The organism is Nocardioides sp. NPDC006303, assembly GCF_040613175.1.
In the GTDB taxonomy this organism is placed as follows: Bacteria; Actinomycetota; Actinomycetes; order Propionibacteriales; family Nocardioidaceae; genus Nocardioides.
Genome location: NZ_JBEXRR010000053.1, coordinates 13,715 through 33,972, shown reverse-complemented (window position 1 = coordinate 33,972; position 20,258 = coordinate 13,715). Strand labels below are relative to the sequence as shown.

22 protein-coding genes are annotated in these 20,258 nt (G+C 69.7%); 11 read left to right on the top strand and 11 right to left on the bottom strand.

Translation table 11 applies throughout. The features are described from left to right. The first annotated feature begins 445 nt into the window (after window positions 1-445). Window positions 446-1,507 carry an inositol monophosphatase family protein gene (locus tag ABZY89_RS26815; protein WP_355232158.1) on the top strand — a complete coding sequence of 354 codons (1,062 nt, stop codon included), beginning with the start codon at window positions 446-448 and terminating at the stop codon, window positions 1,505-1,507. A gap of 10 nt (window positions 1,508-1,517) precedes the next feature. Here the strand turns inward: ABZY89_RS26815 and ABZY89_RS26810 are convergent, their stop codons facing one another. The 3 genes from ABZY89_RS26810 to ABZY89_RS26800 are packed head-to-tail and all read right to left on the bottom strand — an operon-like array spanning window position 1,518 to window position 3,629. Beyond that, on the bottom strand, window positions 1,518-2,090 hold the full coding sequence (locus ABZY89_RS26810) for a hypothetical protein (RefSeq protein ID WP_355232156.1): 573 nt from the start codon (window positions 2,088-2,090) through the stop codon (window positions 1,518-1,520). A gap of 19 nt (window positions 2,091-2,109) precedes the next feature. Further along, complete coding sequence (locus ABZY89_RS26805; RefSeq protein WP_355232154.1) at window positions 2,110-2,754, bottom strand: methyltransferase domain-containing protein; 645 nt, start codon at window positions 2,752-2,754, stop codon at window positions 2,110-2,112. Then, a complete protein-coding gene (locus tag ABZY89_RS26800) occupies window positions 2,751-3,629 on the bottom strand; it encodes an alpha/beta hydrolase (RefSeq protein ID WP_355232152.1) in 879 nt (292 codons plus the stop codon). Before ABZY89_RS26800 ends, ABZY89_RS26805 begins: the two co-directional genes overlap by 4 nt. A gap of 45 nt (window positions 3,630-3,674) precedes the next feature. Here ABZY89_RS26800 and cls point away from each other — a divergent pair, with 45 nt between their 5' ends. The 4 genes from cls (at window position 3,675) to ABZY89_RS26780 (ending at window position 7,704) form a co-directional block, all read left to right on the top strand. Next, window positions 3,675-5,123, top strand: a complete 1,449-nt coding sequence (gene cls / locus ABZY89_RS26795; RefSeq protein ID WP_355232150.1) for a cardiolipin synthase — start codon at window positions 3,675-3,677, stop codon at window positions 5,121-5,123. A 66-nt stretch (window positions 5,124-5,189) separates the two neighbouring features. Continuing rightward, window positions 5,190-6,452, top strand: coding sequence for a hypothetical protein (locus ABZY89_RS26790; RefSeq protein ID WP_355232148.1), 1,263 nt, complete (start codon window positions 5,190-5,192; stop codon window positions 6,450-6,452). Window positions 6,453-6,532: 80 nt separating this feature from the next. Further along, window positions 6,533-6,991 carry a thioredoxin family protein gene (locus ABZY89_RS26785; RefSeq protein ID WP_355232146.1) on the top strand — a complete coding sequence of 153 codons (459 nt, stop codon included), beginning with the start codon at window positions 6,533-6,535 and terminating at the stop codon, window positions 6,989-6,991. After that, window positions 6,988-7,704 carry a sulfite exporter TauE/SafE family protein gene (locus tag ABZY89_RS26780; RefSeq protein ID WP_355232144.1) on the top strand — a complete coding sequence of 239 codons (717 nt, stop codon included), beginning with the start codon at window positions 6,988-6,990 and terminating at the stop codon, window positions 7,702-7,704. The genes ABZY89_RS26785 and ABZY89_RS26780 overlap by 4 nt, the downstream gene beginning before the upstream one ends. Here the strand turns inward: ABZY89_RS26780 and ABZY89_RS26775 are convergent. The 6 genes from ABZY89_RS26775 to ABZY89_RS26750 all read right to left on the bottom strand — a co-directional run bounded on the left by ABZY89_RS26775 (window position 7,688) and on the right by ABZY89_RS26750 (window position 12,636). Next, window positions 7,688-8,455 (bottom strand): 2-phosphosulfolactate phosphatase, encoded by a 768-nt coding sequence (locus ABZY89_RS26775; protein WP_355232142.1) that lies wholly within the window; start codon window positions 8,453-8,455, stop codon window positions 7,688-7,690. The two genes, ABZY89_RS26780 and ABZY89_RS26775, sit on opposite strands and share 17 nt — an antisense overlap. Before the next feature lie 244 nt (window positions 8,456-8,699). Beyond that, window positions 8,700-9,314, bottom strand: a complete 615-nt coding sequence (rdgB, locus tag ABZY89_RS26770) for an RdgB/HAM1 family non-canonical purine NTP pyrophosphatase (RefSeq protein ID WP_355232140.1) — start codon at window positions 9,312-9,314, stop codon at window positions 8,700-8,702. Beyond that, window positions 9,304-10,011, bottom strand: a complete 708-nt coding sequence (gene rph, locus ABZY89_RS26765; protein ID WP_350837361.1) for a ribonuclease PH — start codon at window positions 10,009-10,011, stop codon at window positions 9,304-9,306. The genes rdgB and rph overlap by 11 nt, the downstream gene beginning before the upstream one ends. A gap of 9 nt (window positions 10,012-10,020) precedes the next feature. Continuing rightward, window positions 10,021-10,800 carry an SGNH/GDSL hydrolase family protein gene (locus ABZY89_RS26760; RefSeq protein WP_355232138.1) on the bottom strand — a complete coding sequence of 260 codons (780 nt, stop codon included), beginning with the start codon at window positions 10,798-10,800 and terminating at the stop codon, window positions 10,021-10,023. 73 nt (window positions 10,801-10,873) lie between these two features. Next, complete coding sequence (locus ABZY89_RS26755; RefSeq protein WP_355232136.1) at window positions 10,874-11,710, bottom strand: hypothetical protein; 837 nt, start codon at window positions 11,708-11,710, stop codon at window positions 10,874-10,876. Continuing rightward, the gene (locus ABZY89_RS26750) at window positions 11,707-12,636 is read right to left on the bottom strand and encodes an ATP-binding cassette domain-containing protein (RefSeq protein WP_355232134.1); all 930 of its coding nucleotides are present in this window, start codon (window positions 12,634-12,636) and stop codon (window positions 11,707-11,709) included. Before ABZY89_RS26750 ends, ABZY89_RS26755 begins: the two co-directional genes overlap by 4 nt. A 133-nt stretch (window positions 12,637-12,769) precedes the next feature. Here ABZY89_RS26750 and ABZY89_RS26745 point away from each other — a divergent pair, with 133 nt between their 5' ends. Both ABZY89_RS26745 and ABZY89_RS26740 read left to right on the top strand, forming a co-directional pair. Continuing rightward, the gene (locus ABZY89_RS26745; protein WP_355232132.1) at window positions 12,770-13,930 is read left to right on the top strand and encodes a histidine kinase; all 1,161 of its coding nucleotides are present in this window, start codon (window positions 12,770-12,772) and stop codon (window positions 13,928-13,930) included. Then, on the top strand, window positions 13,927-14,613 hold the full coding sequence (locus tag ABZY89_RS26740) for a response regulator transcription factor (RefSeq protein ID WP_355232130.1): 687 nt from the start codon (window positions 13,927-13,929) through the stop codon (window positions 14,611-14,613). The genes ABZY89_RS26745 and ABZY89_RS26740 overlap by 4 nt, the downstream gene beginning before the upstream one ends. 118 nt (window positions 14,614-14,731) lie before the next feature. Here the strand turns inward: ABZY89_RS26740 and ABZY89_RS26735 are convergent, their stop codons facing one another. Together ABZY89_RS26735 and murI are read right to left on the bottom strand one after the other, a co-directional pair. Beyond that, the gene (locus ABZY89_RS26735; RefSeq protein WP_355232129.1) at window positions 14,732-15,502 is read right to left on the bottom strand and encodes an MBL fold metallo-hydrolase; all 771 of its coding nucleotides are present in this window, start codon (window positions 15,500-15,502) and stop codon (window positions 14,732-14,734) included. Next, on the bottom strand, window positions 15,499-16,356 hold the full coding sequence (gene murI / locus ABZY89_RS26730; protein WP_160024693.1) for a glutamate racemase: 858 nt from the start codon (window positions 16,354-16,356) through the stop codon (window positions 15,499-15,501). The genes ABZY89_RS26735 and murI overlap by 4 nt, the downstream gene beginning before the upstream one ends. Window positions 16,357-16,474: 118 nt before the next feature. Between murI and ABZY89_RS26725 the strand changes: the two genes are divergently transcribed. The 4 genes from ABZY89_RS26725 (at window position 16,475) to ABZY89_RS26710 (ending at window position 20,248) form a co-directional block, all read left to right on the top strand. Then, window positions 16,475-17,473 carry an alkaline phosphatase family protein gene (locus ABZY89_RS26725; RefSeq protein WP_355232127.1) on the top strand — a complete coding sequence of 333 codons (999 nt, stop codon included), beginning with the start codon at window positions 16,475-16,477 and terminating at the stop codon, window positions 17,471-17,473. Window positions 17,474-17,515: 42 nt separating this feature from the next. Further along, window positions 17,516-18,571 (top strand): alkaline phosphatase family protein, encoded by a 1,056-nt coding sequence (locus ABZY89_RS26720; protein WP_355232125.1) that lies wholly within the window; start codon window positions 17,516-17,518, stop codon window positions 18,569-18,571. 75 nt (window positions 18,572-18,646) lie between these two features. After that, complete coding sequence (locus ABZY89_RS26715) at window positions 18,647-19,873, top strand: FAD-dependent monooxygenase (protein ID WP_355232123.1); 1,227 nt, start codon at window positions 18,647-18,649, stop codon at window positions 19,871-19,873. 30 nt (window positions 19,874-19,903) lie between these two features. Then, the gene (locus ABZY89_RS26710; protein ID WP_355232121.1) at window positions 19,904-20,248 is read left to right on the top strand and encodes a hypothetical protein; all 345 of its coding nucleotides are present in this window, start codon (window positions 19,904-19,906) and stop codon (window positions 20,246-20,248) included. Window positions 20,249-20,258 lie beyond the last annotated feature (10 nt).

The window sequence follows — 20,258 nt, the reverse complement described above, 5'->3', positions numbered from 1 at the left end:
CTCACGTCGTTCAACGCCAACTCAACGCGTACGAATCTCTCCGCGCCACACCCCGGCCGCCGCCCCGATAGCCAGCCAAATCTTTTCTCGACGGGGCCCGGTGTCAAGGACCGCGAAGCGGCCGGCGAAGCCGGCGGCCGAAGGCCGTCCTTTACTCCGGGGCCCGTCGAGAAAACCCTCCAAGAACGGGTCGGCGGCCCACCCCAACCCCGAAGAACAGCCGAAAAGCACTCCCTCAAAAGACAGGCTCCCGATAGATTCTCCAGCCGTGGAGCACTGGACGACGATGGACGAGATCCTCGCGGCAAGATCAAGGTTCGAGTCAGCGATAGAAGGCTGGACGCCCCCGAACGCCCACGGCGTAGGCCTCCGCCCATCCACAGCAGCCAACCACGAGCCAGAACATTTCCCCCTGGTCAACGCCTACGGCCACCGCCTCCCAGCAGTGGTGATCGCAACAGTCGCCGGACACAAGCGCGGGACAGCGGCGTACAGACTGACTCGAGAGGAGCTCGAGCGCGCGATCGAGCTGATCTCGCCCGCGGAGGCGTACGTCGACTACGACCATCCCAACGTACGGAGCTGGCGCGACAGGATCCTGCCCGCGCTGACCGAGGATCCCGAGGCCGAGGTGGTGGCGGTCTTCATCGGCGACGAGCCGGAGGAGTCCCCTGATCCGGCGATCGACGCCTTCCGGGCGGCGTTCCCGGACCAGGCCGTCGCGATCGCGGCGGCCAGCGCGGGGGCGGCTGTGGTCAGGGAGATGTACGGCACCGACCTGAGCCACTTCGACAAGTCCCCGACCGACTTCGCGACCGAGGCGGACATCGCTTCGGAGAAGGCGATCCGGGAGACGATCGCGACGTACCGGCCGGAGGACGCCTTCGAGGGTGAGGAGACCGGCCGCAGCGGCGACAGCGAGCGGCGATGGTTGGTCGACCCGCTCTGCGGGACCCTCAACTACGCCGCCCAGACCCCGCTCGCGGCGGTGAACGTCGCGCTCGTGACACCCGAGGGCGTGAAGACGGCAGTCTCGGCGGACCCGATCAGCGAGGAGATCTTCTGGACCGACGGCACCGACGCCTGGATCCGCAAGGGCGGCGGCGACACCGTCCTCACCCCGAGCCCGCGCACCCGCCTCGTCGACATCCAGAGCGACGGCCTGCTCGACCGGCCGTTCGTCGGCGGGCAGCTCGTCGCCGACCCTCGCCTGCGAGCCCAGTTCGGCCCGCGCGTGATGTCCTCCACCCTCGCGGTCGCCTGGGTCGCGGCGGGCCGGCGGGCGGCGTACGTCACCGACGGCCACCTCGAGGGAAGCGTCCACTTCACCGCCGGCATCGCGCTGTGCCAGGCCGCCGGTTGCGTCGTCACCGACCTCAACGGCGACCCGATCCACACCGGCCGCGGGATGATCGCCGCGGCCGACGCGGCGACCCACCAGCTGCTGCTGGACCTGGTCCGCCCGCACCTGGCGGCGGCGGACCCGGACCGGACGAGCCCAGCCTGAGCCGAGCGGCTCAGCGCTGCATCAGCGCATCCATCGCGACCGCGAGGGCAGCGGCTACCCGGAAGTCGACGCGCGGGTCGTGGACGGTGACGGTGTACTTGTCACGGAAGGCGAAGCGGCGCTCGATCGAGATCAGCGGCTGGCCCTCGGAGGAGACATAGTCGAAGTGGATCGGCATGAAGTCGAACTCGGTGAAGCGGCGCAGGATGGCGACCAGCTGGTTGCGCTCCTGACCGGTGCCGGTGTAGCCCGGACCCTCCACCTGGAACGTCGAGCGCAGCAGGCTCTTGCCGAAGTCCTTGCGGAAGAAGCCCAGCGCCGCACCGCTCGGGTCGGTGACGTCGTAGCCGGCGTTGAGGTCCATCACCGCACGGGCCTTGAACGCGAAGACGGCCTGCGACTTCGACTCGTCGGCGTAGAACGTCACCTGCTCCTTGAACGCGAGCCGCTTCTGCTGCGCGAAGGCGAGGACCTGCCCCTCCGAGCCGTCGGCGTTGGCGGCCTGAGCGACGTACTTGTTGGTGAAGGGCGTCACTTTCTGGCGGAGGAAGAAGCGGGGTACGTGGTACGGCTGCTGCGTCATGGGCGCAACCTATCGGTCGTCAGCGACGGCGCGCGACGAGATACGCCTGCGGCGTCCGCTCCCAGTCCTCGGCGGAGCGCACCACCGTCCCGGTGACCTCGAAACCCGCCTCCTCGAGCAGGGCGCTGGTCGCCTCGACCGGGAGCCGATAGCCGTCGAAGGTGACGTCGTGGCCGTAGGCGCCGATGTGGCGTACGTGCTCGTCCCCGACCTGGAATGCGGTCACGAACCGGCCGCCGCGGCGGGTGACCCGGGCGAGCTCGGCGATGACCTCGGGCCGGCGCGCGGGCGGCGTGTGGATGAGCGAGTACCAGGCCAGTACCCCGGCGAGCTCACCGTCACGGAGCGGGAGGCGAGCCATGTCGCCGACCTCGAACCGGAGCGCCGGATGCCGTTCCTTGGCCTGCGCGATCATGCCCGTCGACAGATCGACCCCAAAGACGTCGATGCCTCGCTCGGCCAGATAGGCCGTCACCCGCCCGGGCCCGCAGCCGATGTCGCCGACCAGCCCGCCACCGTCCTTGCGTACGTAACTGACGAACGTGTCGAGGACGCCGGCGTCGAAGGAGGTCTCGGTGATCGTCGGGTCGACGATCTCGGCGTACGCCTTGGAGACGGTGTCGTAGGCGGCCCGGACCTCGGTGACGTCGTAGGGCTCGGTCACGGACGCCCTCGCACGAAGGCAGCGGTCATCGCCATCACCGACTCCGCGGCCGGGAAGGTCTGACCGTGGCGCCAGAAACCGTGGATCTGGCCGACGGCACGGAAGGCGACCACCTCGACGCCGAGGTCGGCCAGCCGGAGCGCGAAGTCCTCGTTCTCGTCGGTGAGGATGTCGCCCTCAGCGCTGACGATCAGCGTCGGCGGCAGACCGCGCAGCTCCTGGTCAGAGGCGAGATAGGGGCCGAGGTCGGGGTTGCGGAGATCGGCCTCGGTCGAGGCGTACTGCTTCCAGTACCACGCGGCCTCCTCGTTCCAGCCGTCCGCCATCGCGTAGCCCGGAGTGCTCATCGACGGGTCGAGGAACGGGTAGACGAGCACCATCGCGCCGAAGACGCCCGGGTTGCGCAGCGCCGCGACGAGGGCGAGGTTGCCGCCGGCGCTGTCGCCGTGGACGTACGCCGGCAACGTGCTCAGCAGCGGGTCGTTGGCCAGCCACTTGACGACCGTGTCGGCGTCGTCGGGAGCCGCGGGATAGGGGTGTTCGGGAGGCCTGCGGTAGTCGACCGACAGCACCCGCAGCCCGCTCCGGTTGGCCAGCCGCCGGCACGCGGCGTCGTGGACCTCGACGTCGTTGAAGACGAAGCCACCGCCGTGGAGGTGGACGATCACCCCCTCGCGTACGTCCTCGGGGGTGTAGAGCCGGCACGGAACCCCGTCGGCGTCGATGCCGGTGACCTCCGCGACCTCCTCCTTCGCCTCGGCCGCGGCCATCTTGCGGGCCTGGTCGCGCTGGGCGGCGACATCGACCTCCCAGACCGGCGGCGAGGCCTCCTCGGCAGCGATGGCACGGCGGGCGGCGGGGAAGAGTCGAACCATGTCAGAAGATTCCCACACGAGTGGCGGTGGTGCATGCTGATGCGCATGACAGTGGCGGGGGTCATGGGGACCTCGATCTACATCATCGACCTGCTCATCAAGGTCATCGCGCTCGGAGTCGTGCCGAAGAACCGGCGTCCGGCCAGCGCGATGGCGTGGCTGCTGGCGATCTTCTTCATCCCGGGAGTCGGCCTGGTCGGCTACCTGCTGCTCGGTCAGACCCGGCTCGACCGGCGGCGTCACGAGCGGCAGCGGGCGCTCAACGAGGAGGTGCTGAGCTACGTCCGGGGCCTGCCGAGGACGCCGCACGAGAAGACGATCTCCGAGGTCGACGCGGCCACGATCGAGCTGAACGAGCGGCTCGGTTCGCTGCCTGCCAGGGCGGGTAACCGGATCGATCTGATCGACGACTACGCCGCCTCCATCGAGGCGATGACGGCCGCGGTGGACGAGGCCGAGACGTACGTGCACGTGCAGTTCTACATCACCGCCTGCGACCACATGACCGAGCCGTTCTTCGACGCCCTCGACCGGGCCGCGGCGCGTGGGGTGAGCGTCCGGCTCCTCCTCGACCACCTCGGCTCGCGCGGGATCCCGGTCTGGCGCAAGCTCGTGAAGCGGCTCGACGCCTCCGACATCGACTGGCACCCGCTGCTGCCGATAGACCCCCTCCGCGGCCAGATCCGCCGCCCCGACCTGCGCAACCACCGCAAGCTCCTTGTGGTCGACGGCCGGATCGCCTTCACGGGCTCGCAGAACCTCATCGAGCCCGGCTACAACAAGCCCAAGAACCACCGGGCCGGCCGGGAGTGGGTCGAGCTGAACGCCCGGATCGAGGGTCCGCTGGTGACTGCGCTGAACGTCGTGTTCGCCAGCGACTGGGACACCGAGACCGGCGAGCTGCTGCGGTCCGAGCTGGCCGCCACCGCGCCGCGTGCCGGCGACGTGACCGGCCAGGTCGTGCCCAGCGGACCGGGTGTCGACGCCGAGAACAACCTGCGCGCGTTCACCCATCTCATGTACGCCGCCAAGAAGCGGATCTCGATCACCAGCCCCTACTTCGTGCCGGACGAGTCGCTGCTGTACGCCGTGACGACGGCCGCCCGCCGCGGCGTCGATGTCGAGCTCTTCGTCAGCGAGGGCAAGGACCAGTTCATGGTCTACCACGCCCAGCGCTCCTACTACGAGGCGCTGCTGAAGGCCGGTGTCCGCATCTACCTCTACCCCAAGCCCGCCGTCCTGCACTCCAAGCACTTCAGCATCGACGACGAGGTCGCCGTGCTCGGCTCGAGCAACATGGACATGCGCTCCTTCGCCCTCAACTACGAGATCTCGCTGATGCTCTTCGACGGCGAACCGGTGACACAGCTGCGGAAGGTCGAGGACAACTACCGGGCAATCTCGCGCGAGCTGCTGCTCGAGGAGTGGCTCGCGCGACCGAAGGTCGCGGCGTACGTCGACAACGTGCTGCGCCTCACTGCGGCGCTCCAGTGAGCCCGGCGGGCACCGGGCTCGAAGAATTCGGCGGCGGGTTCGTCCGCGGCTCCTTAGACTCCCGCCGTGGACCTTCGAGCACGCGCCGCCACGCTCGCGGTCCTGGCCTTCCTGGGCTTCGTCGCCGCCGGCTGCGCTGACCTTCCCGGGGGCGCCGGCCCCTCTCCCGCACCGACGCATCCTCCGTACGACCCCACTCAGGCCGACTACGCGGCGGTCGAGAATCTGCTCGCCCAGCGCGCGACGGCCGCGCTGCAGGGCGACGAGGCGGCCTTCCTCGCCACCGTCGACCCCCGCGACCAGAAGCTCGTCGACCAGCAGCAGACGATCTTCACCAACCTCCAGCAGCTTCCGATCAAGTCGCTCGCCTACGAGGTGAAGGCCCTCGACCGCACCCCGGACGAGGTCCGCAACGACGGTGTCCTCTTCGCTCCGCACGTCGCAGAGGTGGCCCAGCTCGAGGAGGCCCACCGCGCGCCGGTCTCCAACGCGACCGACATGACCTTCGTACGCCACGACGGCGACTGGGTGATCGGACGTGACCGCGCCGCGCCCGAGGACAGGTACAGCCGGCCGTGGTTCGGCGGTCCGGTCGCGGCGGCGACCGGGCGTTCGGTCCTCGTGGTAACCGAGCGCGACGGGCCCACGGGTGCCGCCGAGCTCCTGGACCGCGTCTCGACGGCACGCGCCGAGATCAGGGATGCCCTCGAACCCGTGTGGCGCGGCGAGGAGGGCGAGCCGCCGCTGCTCATCGACGCGACGTACAACGGCACGCCTCCCGGGGACATCTTCGAAGGCGACGACGGCGCCGCTGCGGTGACCTACTGGGTCGACGCGTCCGGGTCCATGTCGGGCTTGGCTGGAGCCGTCATCAAGGACAACCCCGTCGCGACGAACCGGTTGGCCACGGACGACCACACGCTGCGCCACGAGCTGAGCCATGTCTACGGTCCTGCGTTGGTGCCCACCTGGGTCAACGAAGGTCTTGCCGAGTACCTCTCCGGCTGCGAGTCCAACATCTGCGGCGAGGACGAGCAGCGCGACCAGCTGCTCGCGCACGAACGAGCGATCCCGGGCGACGAGGAGTGGGGCGAGGACGGGTCGATCGACTACGCCGTCTCCCACGCGGCGGTCTCGTGGCTGATCGACGAGAACGGTGGGCTGGGGAAGTTCCTGGAGTTCTGCAACGACTTCTACCTGCACCTGCCGAGCGGGAGCGACGACTTCCACGACGGGACGGACAAGGCCCTGCAGGCGTCGTACGGTATCGCTCAGGAGCAGCTGGTCGACGGCACCTGGTCTTGGTTCGACGAGCTGCCCTCCGATTGACTGGCCACATGCGCCCGAGAACGCCCATCCGCGTGGGGGTCCACTCCGAACCCAGTCACATGAAATCTCGCGTCGTGGCTGTGATCGCTCTTCTCCTCCTCTCCGCCGGCTGCGGTTCCACCGCCGACCAAGCCGGGGAGCCGACGACCTCAGTCGCCTCCTCGACGCCGTCGACCGCCGAGTCCACCCCGGCCGAGACGCCGGCTGGGGAACCCGCCTGCGAGGCAACGGGACGCTATGCCGACTACTCCGAGGCTGCCGTGGCCGACGAGTGCTACACCGACACGATCCTCTTCTTCCACGCGCCCTGGTGCCCCGAGTGCCGCGGGTTCGAGGAGGCGATCAAGAGCGGCGAGGTGCCTGACGGGGCCCAGATCCTGAAGGTCGACTACGACTCCGCGACCGACCTTCGCAAGCAGCACGGAGTGACGATCCAGTCGACCTTCGTACGCGTCGACCCCGCCGGCAAGACGGTCAAGCTCTGGTCGGGCTACGGCCAGGACAAGTCGGTCGACGCCATCCTCGAGAACACCCAGTGACGCTGCTGCTCGCATCGTTCCTCGCCGGAGCGCTCTCGGTGCTCGCCCCGTGCGTGGTGGCGTTCGTGCCGGTGATCCTGTCCCGCGGGACCGGCGAGCGCCGGCCGTGGGTGGCGGTGGCCGCGCTCGGCGTCTCCGTCATCGTTTTCAGCATCGTGCTCAAGTCGACGACCCTCTTGATCGACGTCCCGCCACGGTTCTGGAGCGTCGTCTCCGGTGTGATCGTCGCGCTCTTCGGCGTCGTGATGATCTGGCCACGGCTGTGGGACGCGGTGGCGTTCCGGCTCGGGCTCGGATCCCGCGCCCAGGAGCGGCTCGCCCGGGCGAGCACCCGTCGCGGGATCGGTGGCGACATCCTCCTGGGCGCGAGCATGGGGCCGGTGTTCAGCGCCTGCAGCCCGACGTACGCCTTGATCGTGGCCGCCATCCTTCCGGCCGAGCCGCTGCGCGGGCTCGGCTACCTGCTCGCGTACGTCGCGGGCCTGACGCTCCTGCTGGCCGCGGTCTTGGTCGGTGGACGGGCGCTGATCGCCCGGCTCAGGTGGGCGATCGACCCTGAGGGCGCCTTCCACAAGGTGCTCGGCGTCGTCCTCGTGCTCATCGGCGTCGCGATCGCGACCGGGCTGGACAAGGCCCTGCTCACCCTGCTCGTGGAGCAGGGGCTCTTCGACTGGCAGATCGGTCTGGAGGGCCGGCTCAGCACGGACCAGTGAGCCCGGCTGTGGCCGACAAGAACGACCGGCCGCGCAGGAGCGGCACCACCGACGACCTGTCCACCTCGGCGGCCACGACCACGTCGTCGACGTACCCCTTCGCGGCCAGCTCCCGCCCGCCGGCGCAGGCATGGAGCGCGTCCGGAAGATCGGCCGCACGGAACGCGTCTCGCGCCATCGCGGCCTCGGGCGAGAGGGCGCCCTCGTCGAGAGCGTCCAGGACCGCCCCGGCGCCCCAGAGGTCCTCGATCGCGGGGCGGAGCGTGCCATCCGGCCAGCGCTCCCCCGACGCGATGAAGGCGACGCTCGCACCGTCGGCGCAGCGAGGAGCCAGCCACTCGGCGACCGCGGTGCGGTTGCGGAGCGAGGCACCGACGACCGTGGCACCGCCGTCGGCGAGCAGGGTGCTGATCGTCGAGCCGTTGGGCGAGGGCAGCACGAGCCGCCGAACACCCTCTGCCTCACGAAGCGACGCGGGCGAGAGCGAGGGCCGGCCCGGAACGGCGTCCTGACGCTGGACCGCGAGAACGGCGTCGTGCTCGCGGGCGTACGCCCCCGCCGGGTCGTCCCGCCACCGGAACGGGAACACCTCGATCCCGCGCTCGACGGCGACCGTCAGCGTCGTGGTGAACGAGAGCACGTCCACCACGACGGCGATGTCCACCGGCCCGATCGCCTCGGCGCCCACCGGCCCCCACTCGAGCCGGAACCGGTAGGCGTGCTGACGGTGCTGCGCGTCGAAGGTGGCCACACACCGAGGTTAGGGATCGGCGTCACGTAGCGAGCAGGTGGCGAGGTCTGCGGGCGGCAGATTCCCGCCATGGTGGGGTTTTGAACGTCCCAGGCGCGCGACACACCGGCGGTATCCCACCATGGCGGGAAAGTGACCGCTCGCCGCATCCGGAGAACGGGTGGGGTCCTAACCCGGCCACGTCATCGGCACAAGGTCGAAGATCGCAGCCACCGCGTGACTGGGATCTTCGACCTTGTGCCAATCAAGCGAGAACCGCGCCGATCTGGGGAGCGATCTCGCGCAGGGCGCGACCCCGGTGGGAGATGGCGTCCTTCTCCTCGATCGACAGCTCGGCCGACGTACGTCCGTCCTCGGTGTCGACGGCGACGAACAGGACGTCGTAGCCGAAGCCTCCGTCACCGCGGACCTCGCGGAGGATCCGGCCGTCCATGCGGCCCTCGACGACGATCTCGCCACCGTCCCAGATGAAGGCGATCGCGCAGGCGAAGTGGGCACCGCGGCGATCGTCGGGGACGTCGGAGAGCTGAGCCAGGAGCAGCTCGTTGTTGCGCTCGTCGGACTTGGGCGGGCCGCCCCAGCGCGCCGAGAGCACCCCGGGCATCCCGTTGAGCGCGTCGACGCAGAGACCCGAGTCGTCCGCGACGGTCGGCAGCCCGGTGGCCGCGAACCCGGCCCGTGCCTTGATCAGCGCGTTGCCCTCGAACGTCGGCGCGTCCTCGACCGGCTCGTCGTAGTGGGTGACGTCGTCGAGGCCGACGACCGAGACCCCGGGCACCAGCGGCGAGAGGATCCGGAACATCTCCTCCAGCTTCTTGGCGTTGCGCGAGGCGACGTGGATCTTCGGCTCAGCCGGCAAGTGCGGCCTCCTGCAGCTTGGTCAGGTCGGCACAGCCCTTCTCGCCCAGCGCGAGCAGGGCGTCGAGCTCGGCGCGGTCGAAGGCGACGCCCTCGGCGGTGCCCTGCACCTCGACGAACTTGCCCTCGCCGGTCATCACGATGTTCATGTCGGTCTCGGCGCGCACGTCCTCCTCGTAGGGAAGGTCGAGGCGCGGCACACCGTCGATGATCCCGACCGAGATCGCCGCGACGGAGCCGGTGAGCGCCTTCGAGACGCCCAGCGAGGCGACCGCGTCGGCCAGCGCGACGTAGGCGCCGGTGATGGCGGCCGTACGCGTCCCGCCGTCGGCCTGCAGCACGTCGCAGTCGATGTTGATGGTGTTCTCGCCGAGCGCCTTGTAGTCGATGACGGCGCGCAGCGAGCGCCCGACCAGCCGGGAGATCTCGTGGGTGCGTCCGCCGATCTTGCCCTTCACCGACTCGCGCGAGGAGCGCTCGTGGGTGGCGGCGGGGAGCATGGCGTACTCAGCCGTCACCCAGCCCAGCCCGGAGCCCTTGCGCCAGCGCGGCACGCCCTCGGAGGCCGAGGCGGCGCACAGGACACGGGTCTTGCCGAACTCGATGAGGACGGAACCGGCCGCGTGGTCGAGCCAGTTGCGGGTGATCTTGATGGGGCGCAGCTCGTCGTCGGCGCGCCCGTCAGCTCGTGTGGTCACGAGACCACCCTATGCAACGCTCTCCCGACTGGGTTCACCGCTGGGTCGAGCCCAGGCCCGGCGTACGACCCACGGGCCCAGATCCCGCGCCCGGCGCCCCATCCAGGGCACGCCCTCACCCGCCATCCAGGCCAGGTCCTGCCGCCAGGTGGTCGGCAGCCCGCCGGCAGGCTCGAGGCTCGGCGGCTCGAAGGTGAGGCCGTACGTCACCAGCTGCTCACCGAACGCACGGGCCATCCGCCGGTGGCCGAGCTCGGAGGGATGCAGCCGGTCGGCGGCCCAGAACCTCCGCTCGTGCAGGTCGGAAACCGCACCCAGGTCCAGCCGCAGACCACCGTAGGTGGCATGGACCTCGTCCCAGATGCCGTTGAGATCGGCCGTACGCCGCTGGATCGACCGCTTCATCCAGCCCGGCATCGGCCACATCACCGAATGGTCGTGGAAGCGCGCCGTCATCAGCAGCGCACCCTGGCCCGCGAGCGCGTCGGCGCAGGTCATCAGGTCGTTGCGGAGACGCTCGGTGTCCCAGCCGGACCGCATCACGTCGTTGACCCCGACGATCAACGAGGCCACGTCGGGCCGGTGCGCCACCGCATCGGCGAGCTGCTGCTCGACCACCACGGTCGAGGTCGCCCCGATCACAGCGGTGTTGCAGAAGGAGATGTCGTACGTCTGTCCCAGAGCCTCGGCGAGAAGCCGGGCCCATCCTCGCCAACCCGTGGGGACAGGGTCGCCGAGGCCAACGGTGGCGCTGTCGCCCAGCGCCGCATAACGCAGGTAGGTGCCCACGGCTCACAACGGTGACGGGGGCGGGTGCCGAAGCACCCACCCCCGTGTGTCGTGTCGCGAACAGTCCGATGAACTACTTCAGCTCGGACTTGAGAACCCGCATCGTGCCGAGCACCAGCGGCAGCCCGACCCACAGGGTGATCGCGGTGGCCAGCCTGGCGAACCCGAGCGCTCCGTCCTCGACGGCCATTCCGGCTGCCCTCATCTCGTTCTCCGCGATGTAGGGCATCATCGCCACCTGCATGGAGATCCACGGGAAGAGGTTCTGGGCCCAGTCGAAGATGAAGTAGAGGGCGCTGAAGACGGACGCCTCCAGGATCAGCGTGTAGCCGTAGTAGATGACCAGCGCAGCCGGGGTGTTGAGCAGCAGCATCGCGAACCCGAACCCCATGAGCAGGTAGAGGATCTGCGTCGCCAGGGTCCACGCGAGCGCCTCACCGCTCACGTTCCAGTTCGCCTCGGAACCGGCGATCGCCGCTCCCGCCACCGTCCCGATCGCACCGATGCCGACCGCGATGGCCATGGTCAGGATGCCGAGGACGAAGACCGCGACAAGCTTGGCGAAGACGACCTTGAGCCGGCTGGGCTCGAGGGTGAAGGTGACCATGTGAGTGCGCTGGCCCCACTCCTGAGTCACGATCATGATCGCCAGCACCGGCACCAGGAGCGACACCGGGAAGGAGAGGGCGCTCATCCAGGTCGATGCGGGCAGCGCGGCCATGTCGGACAGTGCCGTGACGAGCAGGATGATTCCCGCGACCAGGGCGATCAGCCCACCGGTGATCATCAGCATGACCCGGCCGGCACGCGTGTCGGTCATCTTGCGCCACTCGACCAGCACCAGGCGGCCGAACGGCACCTTGGTGGCCGTCGGCAACGGGGTCGACGGCGCTACGGATACGGCGCTCATGCGGAGACTCCTTCAGCGTGGATCTGGGTGGTGTTCTCGCGCTGGGTCTCGGCGGTGAGCTGCAGGAAGATGTCCTCGAGCCCGGCGCCGCCGTCACGCAGGTCGGTGAGCACGACGTTGGCCTCCAGGGCGGCCTTGCCGACCTCTGCCGGTGCGGCGGAGACGCGCATGCCGGTGCCGATCGGCTCGACGCTGTAGCCCTTGGCCTTGAGCGCCACGGTGAGCGCCTCGTTGTCCAGGGAGGTGACCAGCGACTGGCCGGCGGTGCCCTGGCCGGCGAGGATGGCGTCCTTGGTGCCCTCGGCCACGATGCGGCCGTTGCCGATGAGGATCAGCTCGTCGGCGATCTGCTCGACCTCGTGCAGCAGGTGGGAGGAGAGCAGGACGGTGCCGCCGCGGTCGGCGTACTCCTTCAGCAGGCCACGCATCCAGCGGATACCCGCCGGGTCCAGGCCGTTGGCCGGCTCGTCCAGGATCAGCACCTTGGGGTCACCGATCAGCGCGTGCGCGATGCCGAGACGCTGCTTCATGCCCAGCGAGTAGTTCTTGATCCGGCGCTTCGCCTCAGACGGCGTCAGCGAGACCAGCTCGAGCATCTCGTCGACGCGCGACTTGGGCAGGCCCATCGTCATCGCGGCGAGCGTGAGCACCTCACGGCCGGTGCGGCCGTCGTGCTGAGCGCTGGCGTCGAGCAGCACGCCGACGTGGCGGCCGGGGTTGGGGAGGTCGGCATAGAGGCTGCCGTTGATCGTTGCCCGACCCTTGGTGGGGTTGGTCAGTCCGACCATGATGCGCATGGAGGTCGACTTGCCCGCGCCGTTCGGGCCGAGGAAGCCGGTGACTTTGCCGGCCTCGGCGGTGAACGACACGTCGTCGACCGCGGTGAAGGTCCCATAGACCCTCGTCAGTCCTTCGACTTTGATCATGACGTACATCCTGCCGTGCATTCGGCGCAGACTGCATCGGACATACGGATGACCCCCGACCCGACGAAAGTATGGGGCCTGGCGCGACCGCGGGATCCTGTGTCCCCGACCTCGGTTGACTAGCGTGTACGCCGTGCAGCAACCGTCGCCCGAGGCCTATCAGCCACGTCTGAGCCTGTGGGGGCACGTGTGGAGGTATCTCCTTGCGCTGGGGATCAGCGCCCTCGGCTTGATATCCAGCACCGACGGGTGGCCGGAGTGGCGCTTCCTGCTCGACCTCGGCCTCGGCGTCCTCTGCATGGTCCTGGTCTTCTGGCGCCGACGTTGGCCGGTGGCGATCGCCACGTTCACCATCGTCGCCGGGGCGTTCTCGATCCTCTCCGCCGGGGCGTCGAGCCTCGCCCTGGTCTCGCTGGCGACCCGGCGCCGCTGGCGCGAGATCATCCCGATCTCCCTGCTCAACGTCGCCGCGGGCATGTTCTGGTTCGCGGTGATGGAGACAACCCCCGCGGAGGAGATCCCTGGCATCCCGTTGTGGGGCTTCAACCTCGGAGCCAACGTGGTGATCATCGCCGCGATGGTCGCGTGGGGCATGTACATCGGCTCCCGCCGTGAGCTGATCGCCACGCTCCGGCTCCGCGCCGAGACCGCCGAGGCCGAGCAGGCGCTGCGCGTCTCCCAGGCCCGTGAGACCGAGCGCCGGCGGATCGCCCGCGAGATGCACGACGTGCTCGCCCACCGCATCTCCCACATCTCCATGCAGGCCGGCGCGCTCGCCTACCGCGAGGACCTCTCCGCCGACCAGGTGCGGGCCGAGGTGAGCACCATCCGCGACGGCGCCCACCGGGCGCTCGACGACCTCCGGACCGTCCTCGGCGTGCTGCGCGGCAACGGCGAGGATCCCGAGACCGCTCCCCAGCCGACGTACGCCGACCTCGGCCGCCTCGTCGAGGAGGCCCGCGCGGGCGGCATGAACATCACCTTCGATGACGACGTCGAGGGCTCGCCGCCAGAGGCGGTCGGACGGTCGATCTACCGGGTCGTGCAGGAGGGCATCACCAACGCCCGCAAACACGCGCCCGGGGCAGCCCTGAAGGTGTCGCTGCAGGGCTCGGAGGAGCACGGGATCGAGGTGCTGCTGCGCAATCGGCTCGGCTTCGACTCCAACACGCCGGGCGCCGGACTGGGCCTGATCGGGCTCACCGAGCGCGTCGACCTGGCGGGTGGACGCCTCGCGCACCGTACGGAAAAGGATGTCTTCATCCTCGAAGCATGGCTACCGTGGGGCCAGTGAGCAGCCCAGGGACCAGCCCAGAGAGTCCGGTCAAGATCAAGGTGGGGATCGTCGACGACGACCCGCTCGTGCGTTCGGCCCTCGGGCTGATGCTCGGAGGTCAGGCCGACATCGAGGTCGTCGGCGAGGCGACCGATGGCCAGGAGGCGCTCGCTCTGGTGCGTACGTCCGCCCCCGACGTGGTGCTGATGGACATCCGGATGCCGCGCATCAACGGCCTCGAGGCCACCCGGCGGGTGCTTACCGAGTCACGGTCGCCGCGGGTCATCGTGCTGACGACCTTCGGTGCCGACGAGTACGTCGTCGACGCCCTCGCCGCCGGTGCCGACGGGTTCCTGCTCAAGGACACGCCCCCGCCCGAGATCGTCGCGGCGATCCGCGCGGTCGCCTCCGGCGAGCCCATCCTCTCCCCCAAGGCCACCCGCACCCTGATCTCCCGGCTCCGCGCCGAGCCGACCGGCGAGCGTGCCGCTGCCGCCAGCCGCCGGCTCGAGGCGCTCACCGAGCGTGAGCACGAGGTCGCCCTCGCGGTCGGGCGCGGGCTGAGCAACGCCGAGATCGCCAAGGAGCTCTACCTCTCGATCCCGACCGTCAAGGCGCACGTGTCGCGCCTCTTCGACAAGCTCGGCGCCACCAACCGCGTCCAGATCGCGATCACCGTGCACGACGCCGGCCTGGTCTGAGCCGCTCGCCTCACCGGCCACTTGCGTCACACCGCTCGGGGTTTTCCTGCACTTCTCGGGTGTTGCAACGCCTGAGAAGTGCAGGAATACCCGGTTAACCGGGTATCCCTGCACGAGCTCAAACCTCGTAAACAGCCCCCGTAGCCGCCAGCTCGGTCGGCCCCTCGTACGCCGAGCGCGCCTCGCGGAGGGCGTCGGCGGAGTCGTGCCAGGGTGGGACGTGAGTGACGACCAGCTTCTTCACATGAGCCTTGGTGGCGTACTCCCCCGCGTGGACGCCGGTGATGTGCACCCCGGGCGGGTTGTCGACGCCGTCACGGAAGGCGGCCTCGCAGACGAACAGGTCGGCGTCGGTGGCGATGTCGAGCAGCGCCTCGGTCTCGGCGGTGTCGCCGCTGTAGGCGATGACCTTGCCGTGCGCCTCGATGCGGAGCCCGTACGCATCGACCGGGTGCTCCACGGCGGTCGGGATGATCCGATAAGGACCGAGATGGATCGGCCCGGTGTAGGTCGAGAACGCGAACTCCTCGCGCATCCCGGGGCGCTTGGGCAGGTCGTAGGCCTTCGCCAGACGCCGGCCGGTGCCCTTGGGGCCGTAGACGGGGATCGGCGGCTGCGGGCCGGTGGGGTGCCACTTGCGGAGCACGTAGTAGGAGGTCATGTCGACGCAGTGGTCAGCGTGCAGGTGCGAGAGCAGGACCGCGTCGATCAGCAGCGGGTCGATGTAGCGCTGCAGGACCCCGAGCGCACCGTTGCCCATGTCGAGCACGATCCGCCACGTACGTCCGGCCTCGTCGTCGGCCTCGACGAGATAGCAGGAGGCGGGGCTGTCAGGCCCGGGATAGGAGCCCGAGCAGCCGATGACGGTCAGCCGCATCCCGGCGGTCATCCCATCCCCCCGGCGAACTGCTGGGCGGCCGCGAGCTCCGGGCCGAGGAACCGGGCGCCGATCGCCTTGAACTCGGCGGGGTTGCCGGTGGTGAGGAACGTGTAGGTCGGCTCGCCGCCCTCGCGCATCAGGTCGTGTTCGGCGAGGACGCGGTAGACGTCCTTCGCCGACTCCTCGGCACTGCTGACCAGCGTCACGTTGTCGCCCATCACATAAGAGATCACACCAGTCAGGAGCGGATAGTGGGTGCACCCGAGGATCAGCGTGTCGACCCCGGCGCTGGTCAGCGGGTCCAGATATTCGTGCGCGGCGGCCAGGAGCTCGTCGCCGCCGGTGATGCCGGCCTCGACGAACGGGACGAACTGGGGGCACGCCTGGGTGTGCAGCGAGACGTGCGGAGCCGCCGCGAAAGCGTCGTCGTACGCCATCGACTCGGCGGTCGCATGCGTGCAGATGACCCCGATCCGGCCGGTGCGGGACGCCGCGACGGCGCGGCGGGTCGCCGGCAGGATCACCTCGACGACGGGCAGCGGCTTGTAGCGCTCCCGGGCATCGCGCAGCATCGCGGCCGAGGCCGAGTTGCACGCGATGACCAGCGCCTTCACACCCTGCGCGACGAGATGGTCGAGGCACTCCAGGGCGTACTCGCGCACCTCGGCGATCGGCTTGGGCCCGTAGGGCGCGCGGGCGGTGTCGCCGACGTACAGGATCGACTCGTGGGCGAGCTGGTCGATCACCGACCGCGCGACGGTGAGACCGCCGAAGCCCGAGTCGAAGATCCCGATCGGGGCGTCGCGGTCGGGCTGGGCTGAACCCAGGGGCGAGGGCGAACCCAGGGACGAGACGGACTGCACGATCGTCAAGGCTAGGCCCAAACCGCGCAACTTCGCAGTGCTGGGGGTCACTCGACACATACCCGAGATCCATCTCACGTTCATGAGCGGGCCGGATCAGTGTTGTTAACGTCCGGTTATGACGATTTCTCGGCGCTCGCTGGTGCTGATGGTCCTGATCACCCTGTTGGGCGTCACCTTCGCGGTCGTCGAGCTGCCGGGGCGGCCGGCGCAGGCGGCGACCACGACGCGAGTGCTGGCGATCTCGGTCGACGGCCTCAGCGTGACCGCGATCGAGAAGCTCGGCCCGGGCAACCTGCCCAACCTCTACCGGCTGATGCGTGGCGGCGCCTCGACCCGCCAGGCGCGCAGCGAGTACGAGCAGAACGTCACCCTGCCCAACCACACCTCGATGGTCACCGGCCGCCGGATCACCCGGTCCGCGCACGGCCACGGGGTCACCTGGAACGACGACCGCCGCTGGATGACGGTGCAGGAGGCCGCCGGCCACCCGGTCTCATCGGTCTTCAGCCAGGTGGAGCGCACCGGCTGGAGCAGTGCCCTGTTCGCGTCGAAGTCGAAGTTCGGCCTCTTCGACCGCTCCTGGCCCTCGATCGACCGGTTCGTGGTCGACAGCGACGCCGACCTGGTCAGCCGGGCTGCCGCCGACCTGGCGACCAACAAGCGGGCCTTCACCTTCGTCCACCTCGGCTCCCCCGACCACTACGGTCACCGCGACGGCGGGATGAGCGCGGCCTACCGTGCCTCGGTGATCCGCACCGATGCCCGCATCGGCAAACTGCTGAAGGCGATCGACTCCTCGATGACGCTGAAGCGGTCGACGTACGTCATCCTCACCGCCGACCACGGCTTCAAGGCCGCCGCCAGGGACCACGGTGCCCACCTCTACTCCAACTACCGGATCCCGTTCGTCGTGTGGGGTCCCGGCGTCGCCCGCGGCGCCTCGCTCTACCGGCTCAACCCCGACTACCGCGCGCCGGGGACGACCAGGCCGACGTACGCCGGCAGGCAACCGATCCGCAACGGCGACCTCGGCAACCTGGCCCTGGACCTGCTCGGCCTGGGCCCGATCCCCGGCAGCACGCTGAACTCAACTCAGTCACTAGACATTCGCTGAGCGTTCGCCCGGGGTGTCATCGGGTTCACTTAGGGTGTGCCGGTGCGTCGCCTCTTCCCTCTCGTCTCCCTCGGCATCTTCGTCGTCGTGGTGCTCGTCGTCGCGTTCACCGCCCTGCCCGACCGGGACGGCGGCGGTGGCAACAGCGGCGACAAGGGCAACAATCGCGACGCTCGCGACCGTGCGGAACGTGAGCCCACCCAGGTCGACCGCAAGGTGCTCGCGATCTCGATCGACGGGCTCAACCCCGACGCGCTGGCGAAGCTGGGACCGGCGAAGACGCCCAACATCCATCGGCTGATCGACGAGGGCGCCTCGACGCTCAACGCGCGCACCGCCTACGAGAAGAACATCACCCTGCCCAACCACACCGGCATGGTCACCAGCGACCCGATCAACGCCGACGACGGCGGCCACGGGGTCACCTGGAACGTCGGCGACCCGTCGAAGTCGATCTCGAAGAACGAGGAGTCGGTGTTCACCGTCGCCCACGAGGCCGGGCTCAGCACCGGGGTCTTCGTGACGAAGCAGAAGTTCGAGCTGTGGCAGCGGGCCTGGGAGGACGACATCGACCTCTACGTCCCGATCGACGACCACGACGAACTGGTCCCGGAAGCCGCCGAGGACCTCGCCGACGAGCGGCGGGATCTCACCTTCGTACATCTGTCCCTTCCCGACGCCGCCGGGCACGCCTCGGGCGGGATGTCGACGGAGTATCTGGAGGCCGTCGAGGAGTCCGACGCCCAGGTCGGCGAGTTCCTCGACGTCATCGACGCCGACGCCGGGCTGGCGAAGGAGCTCGACGTCATCCTCACCGCCGACCACGGCTTCAAGCCGGGCATCACCAACCACTCCGAGAAGGTCTACGAGAACTACCGGATCCCGTTCATCGTGTGGGGGCCGGACGCCGGCGCCGGCACGGACCTCTACGAGCTCAACGCCGACGACTACCGCGACCCCGGCAAGGACCGGCCCGACTACGAAGGCCCCCAGCCCGTACGCAACGCCGACCTCGGCAACCTGGCCCTGGATCTCCTCGGCCTCGGCCCCATCGAAACCAGCGACATCGGCAAGAAGCAGACGCTCGACGTCAAATGATGTTTGCCGTAACCGTCCACGAGCACGCACGCCCCTGAGGTACGTTTCGAACGTAACCTCCCCAAGGAGCGTGCGATGTCAGTCACCCGGATGGCTCGGGCAGCTTTACGCAGGGATCGTCGTGCCCGGCGGGTCACGATCATCGGCGCCGGCATCGGCGGCCTGACCCTCGCCGTCGAGCTGCGCCGCCGGGGCGTCGAGGTCGAGGTGTACGAGGCCGCGACCGATCCGCGCCCGGCCGGCGACGCCGTGCTGCTACCGGCCAACGCGACCCGGCTCCTGGAGCGCATCGGGCTCGAGCCCGATCTAGGTGAGGCGGCGGGGACCGTCGACGGCTGGGTCTGGCGCGACGGCCACACCGGCGCCGCGATCGGACGGGTGCTCTCCGCCGCGGAGTACGCCGACCGCGCCGGGGCGCCCTGCTACGGCGTCGATCACGCCGACCTCCACGCGCTCCTGAGCGAGGCGTTCGGCACCGAGGGGCTCCACCTCGGCCACCGCCTGGTCGATCTCACCGATCCCGGCGACGGACCCGTGACCCTGGAGTTCGCCGGCGGCGAGTCGGTCGAGGCCGACCTGGTCATCGGCGCCGACGGCGCCGGATCGATGCTGCGCGAGCACGTCGTCGGCTACGACGACGCCCAGTTCTCCGGCTGCATCGCCTGGCGTGGGATCGTCCCGCGCTCGCAGCTCACGCTGCTCCCCGATCCTGGCCGGGTGCAGGTGTGGACGGGCCCCGACGGCCATCTGATGCATCACCCGGTCGGCAAGGGCGACCACGCGTTCCTGCTGGTCAAGCGGCAGCTCGGGCCGTGGGCGCCGGACTCGTGGTCCTGGCCGGCCGACCCGGACGAGCACGTCCATGCGTACGCCGGCTGGCATCCGGCGGTGGTCCAGATGATCTCCGCGGCACCGTGCTCGGAGCACTGGGCTCTCTTCCACCGCCCGCCCCTGGCCACCTGGTCGCGCGGCCGGGTGACGCTGCTCGGCGACGCCGCTCACCTGATGCTCCCCCACCACAGCCAGGGTGCGGCCCAGGCGATCGAGGACGCGATCGTCCTCGCCGACTGCCTGGCGACCGACGACGACACGGAGCGCGCCCGCACGACCTACGAGGTACGCCGCCGCGACCGCACCCGCCGGATCCAGATCGCCTCGGTGGCCGCCGCCGACGTCCTCCATCTCCCCGACGGTCCCCGCGCGCAGGCCCGCAACAAGCGGCTCGGGTCAGGCGATGCGTACGACCGCCATCTCGCCTGGATCCACGACCACGACGTGGCCGCTCCCGGCCACCGACCGTAACTCCGAGGCCCGCTGCCGCGTTGCCCAGGAGTGAGAGCCTTCCTCGGACGCAAGGGGTTCCTGGCGCTCGGCATCTGGGCGATGTACGCATCGGCCATCGCCGTAGCGCTGGTGCAGCTCGGCGCCGAGCCCGAGGCCGGGAGCGTCTGGGCTGGGCGTCCGATGGCCCCCGGCAGCCCCGCCGCCCTCATCGAGAAGCACGACTGCTGGAGCGCCGAGGCCCCACGCGACATGACCGGCAGGCTCCCCGGCCACGCCATCGTCGCCACCGGCTCCGCCCCGCGCTACGTCGACGCCCACCTCACCGGCAAGGCCCTCGACCAGGTCTTCTCCGGCGAGGACCACGGCCTCGTCGTCTACGCCTTCTGCCGCTGAGGCAGACCAG

What these genes read in the sequence shown, in the direction of transcription:
- ABZY89_RS26810 (WP_355232156.1), bottom strand. Translation starts at nt 2,090, where the DNA reads ATGACGCAGCAGCCGTACCACGTACCCCGCTTCTTCCTCCGCCAGAAA.
- ABZY89_RS26735 (WP_355232129.1), bottom strand. Translation starts at nt 15,502, where the DNA reads ATGACCGCCGGGATGCGGCTGACCGTCATCGGCTGCTCGGGCTCCTAT.
- ABZY89_RS26755 (WP_355232136.1), bottom strand. Translation starts at nt 11,710, where the DNA reads ATGAGCGCCGTATCCGTAGCGCCGTCGACCCCGTTGCCGACGGCCACC.
- ABZY89_RS26750 (WP_355232134.1), bottom strand. Translation starts at nt 12,636, where the DNA reads ATGATCAAAGTCGAAGGACTGACGAGGGTCTATGGGACCTTCACCGCG.
- cls (WP_355232150.1), top strand. Translation starts at nt 3,675, where the DNA reads ATGACAGTGGCGGGGGTCATGGGGACCTCGATCTACATCATCGACCTG.
- ABZY89_RS26800 (WP_355232152.1), bottom strand. Translation starts at nt 3,629, where the DNA reads ATGGTTCGACTCTTCCCCGCCGCCCGCCGTGCCATCGCTGCCGAGGAG.
- ABZY89_RS26725 (WP_355232127.1), top strand. Translation starts at nt 16,475, where the DNA reads ATGACGATTTCTCGGCGCTCGCTGGTGCTGATGGTCCTGATCACCCTG.
- ABZY89_RS26715 (WP_355232123.1), top strand. Translation starts at nt 18,647, where the DNA reads ATGTCAGTCACCCGGATGGCTCGGGCAGCTTTACGCAGGGATCGTCGT.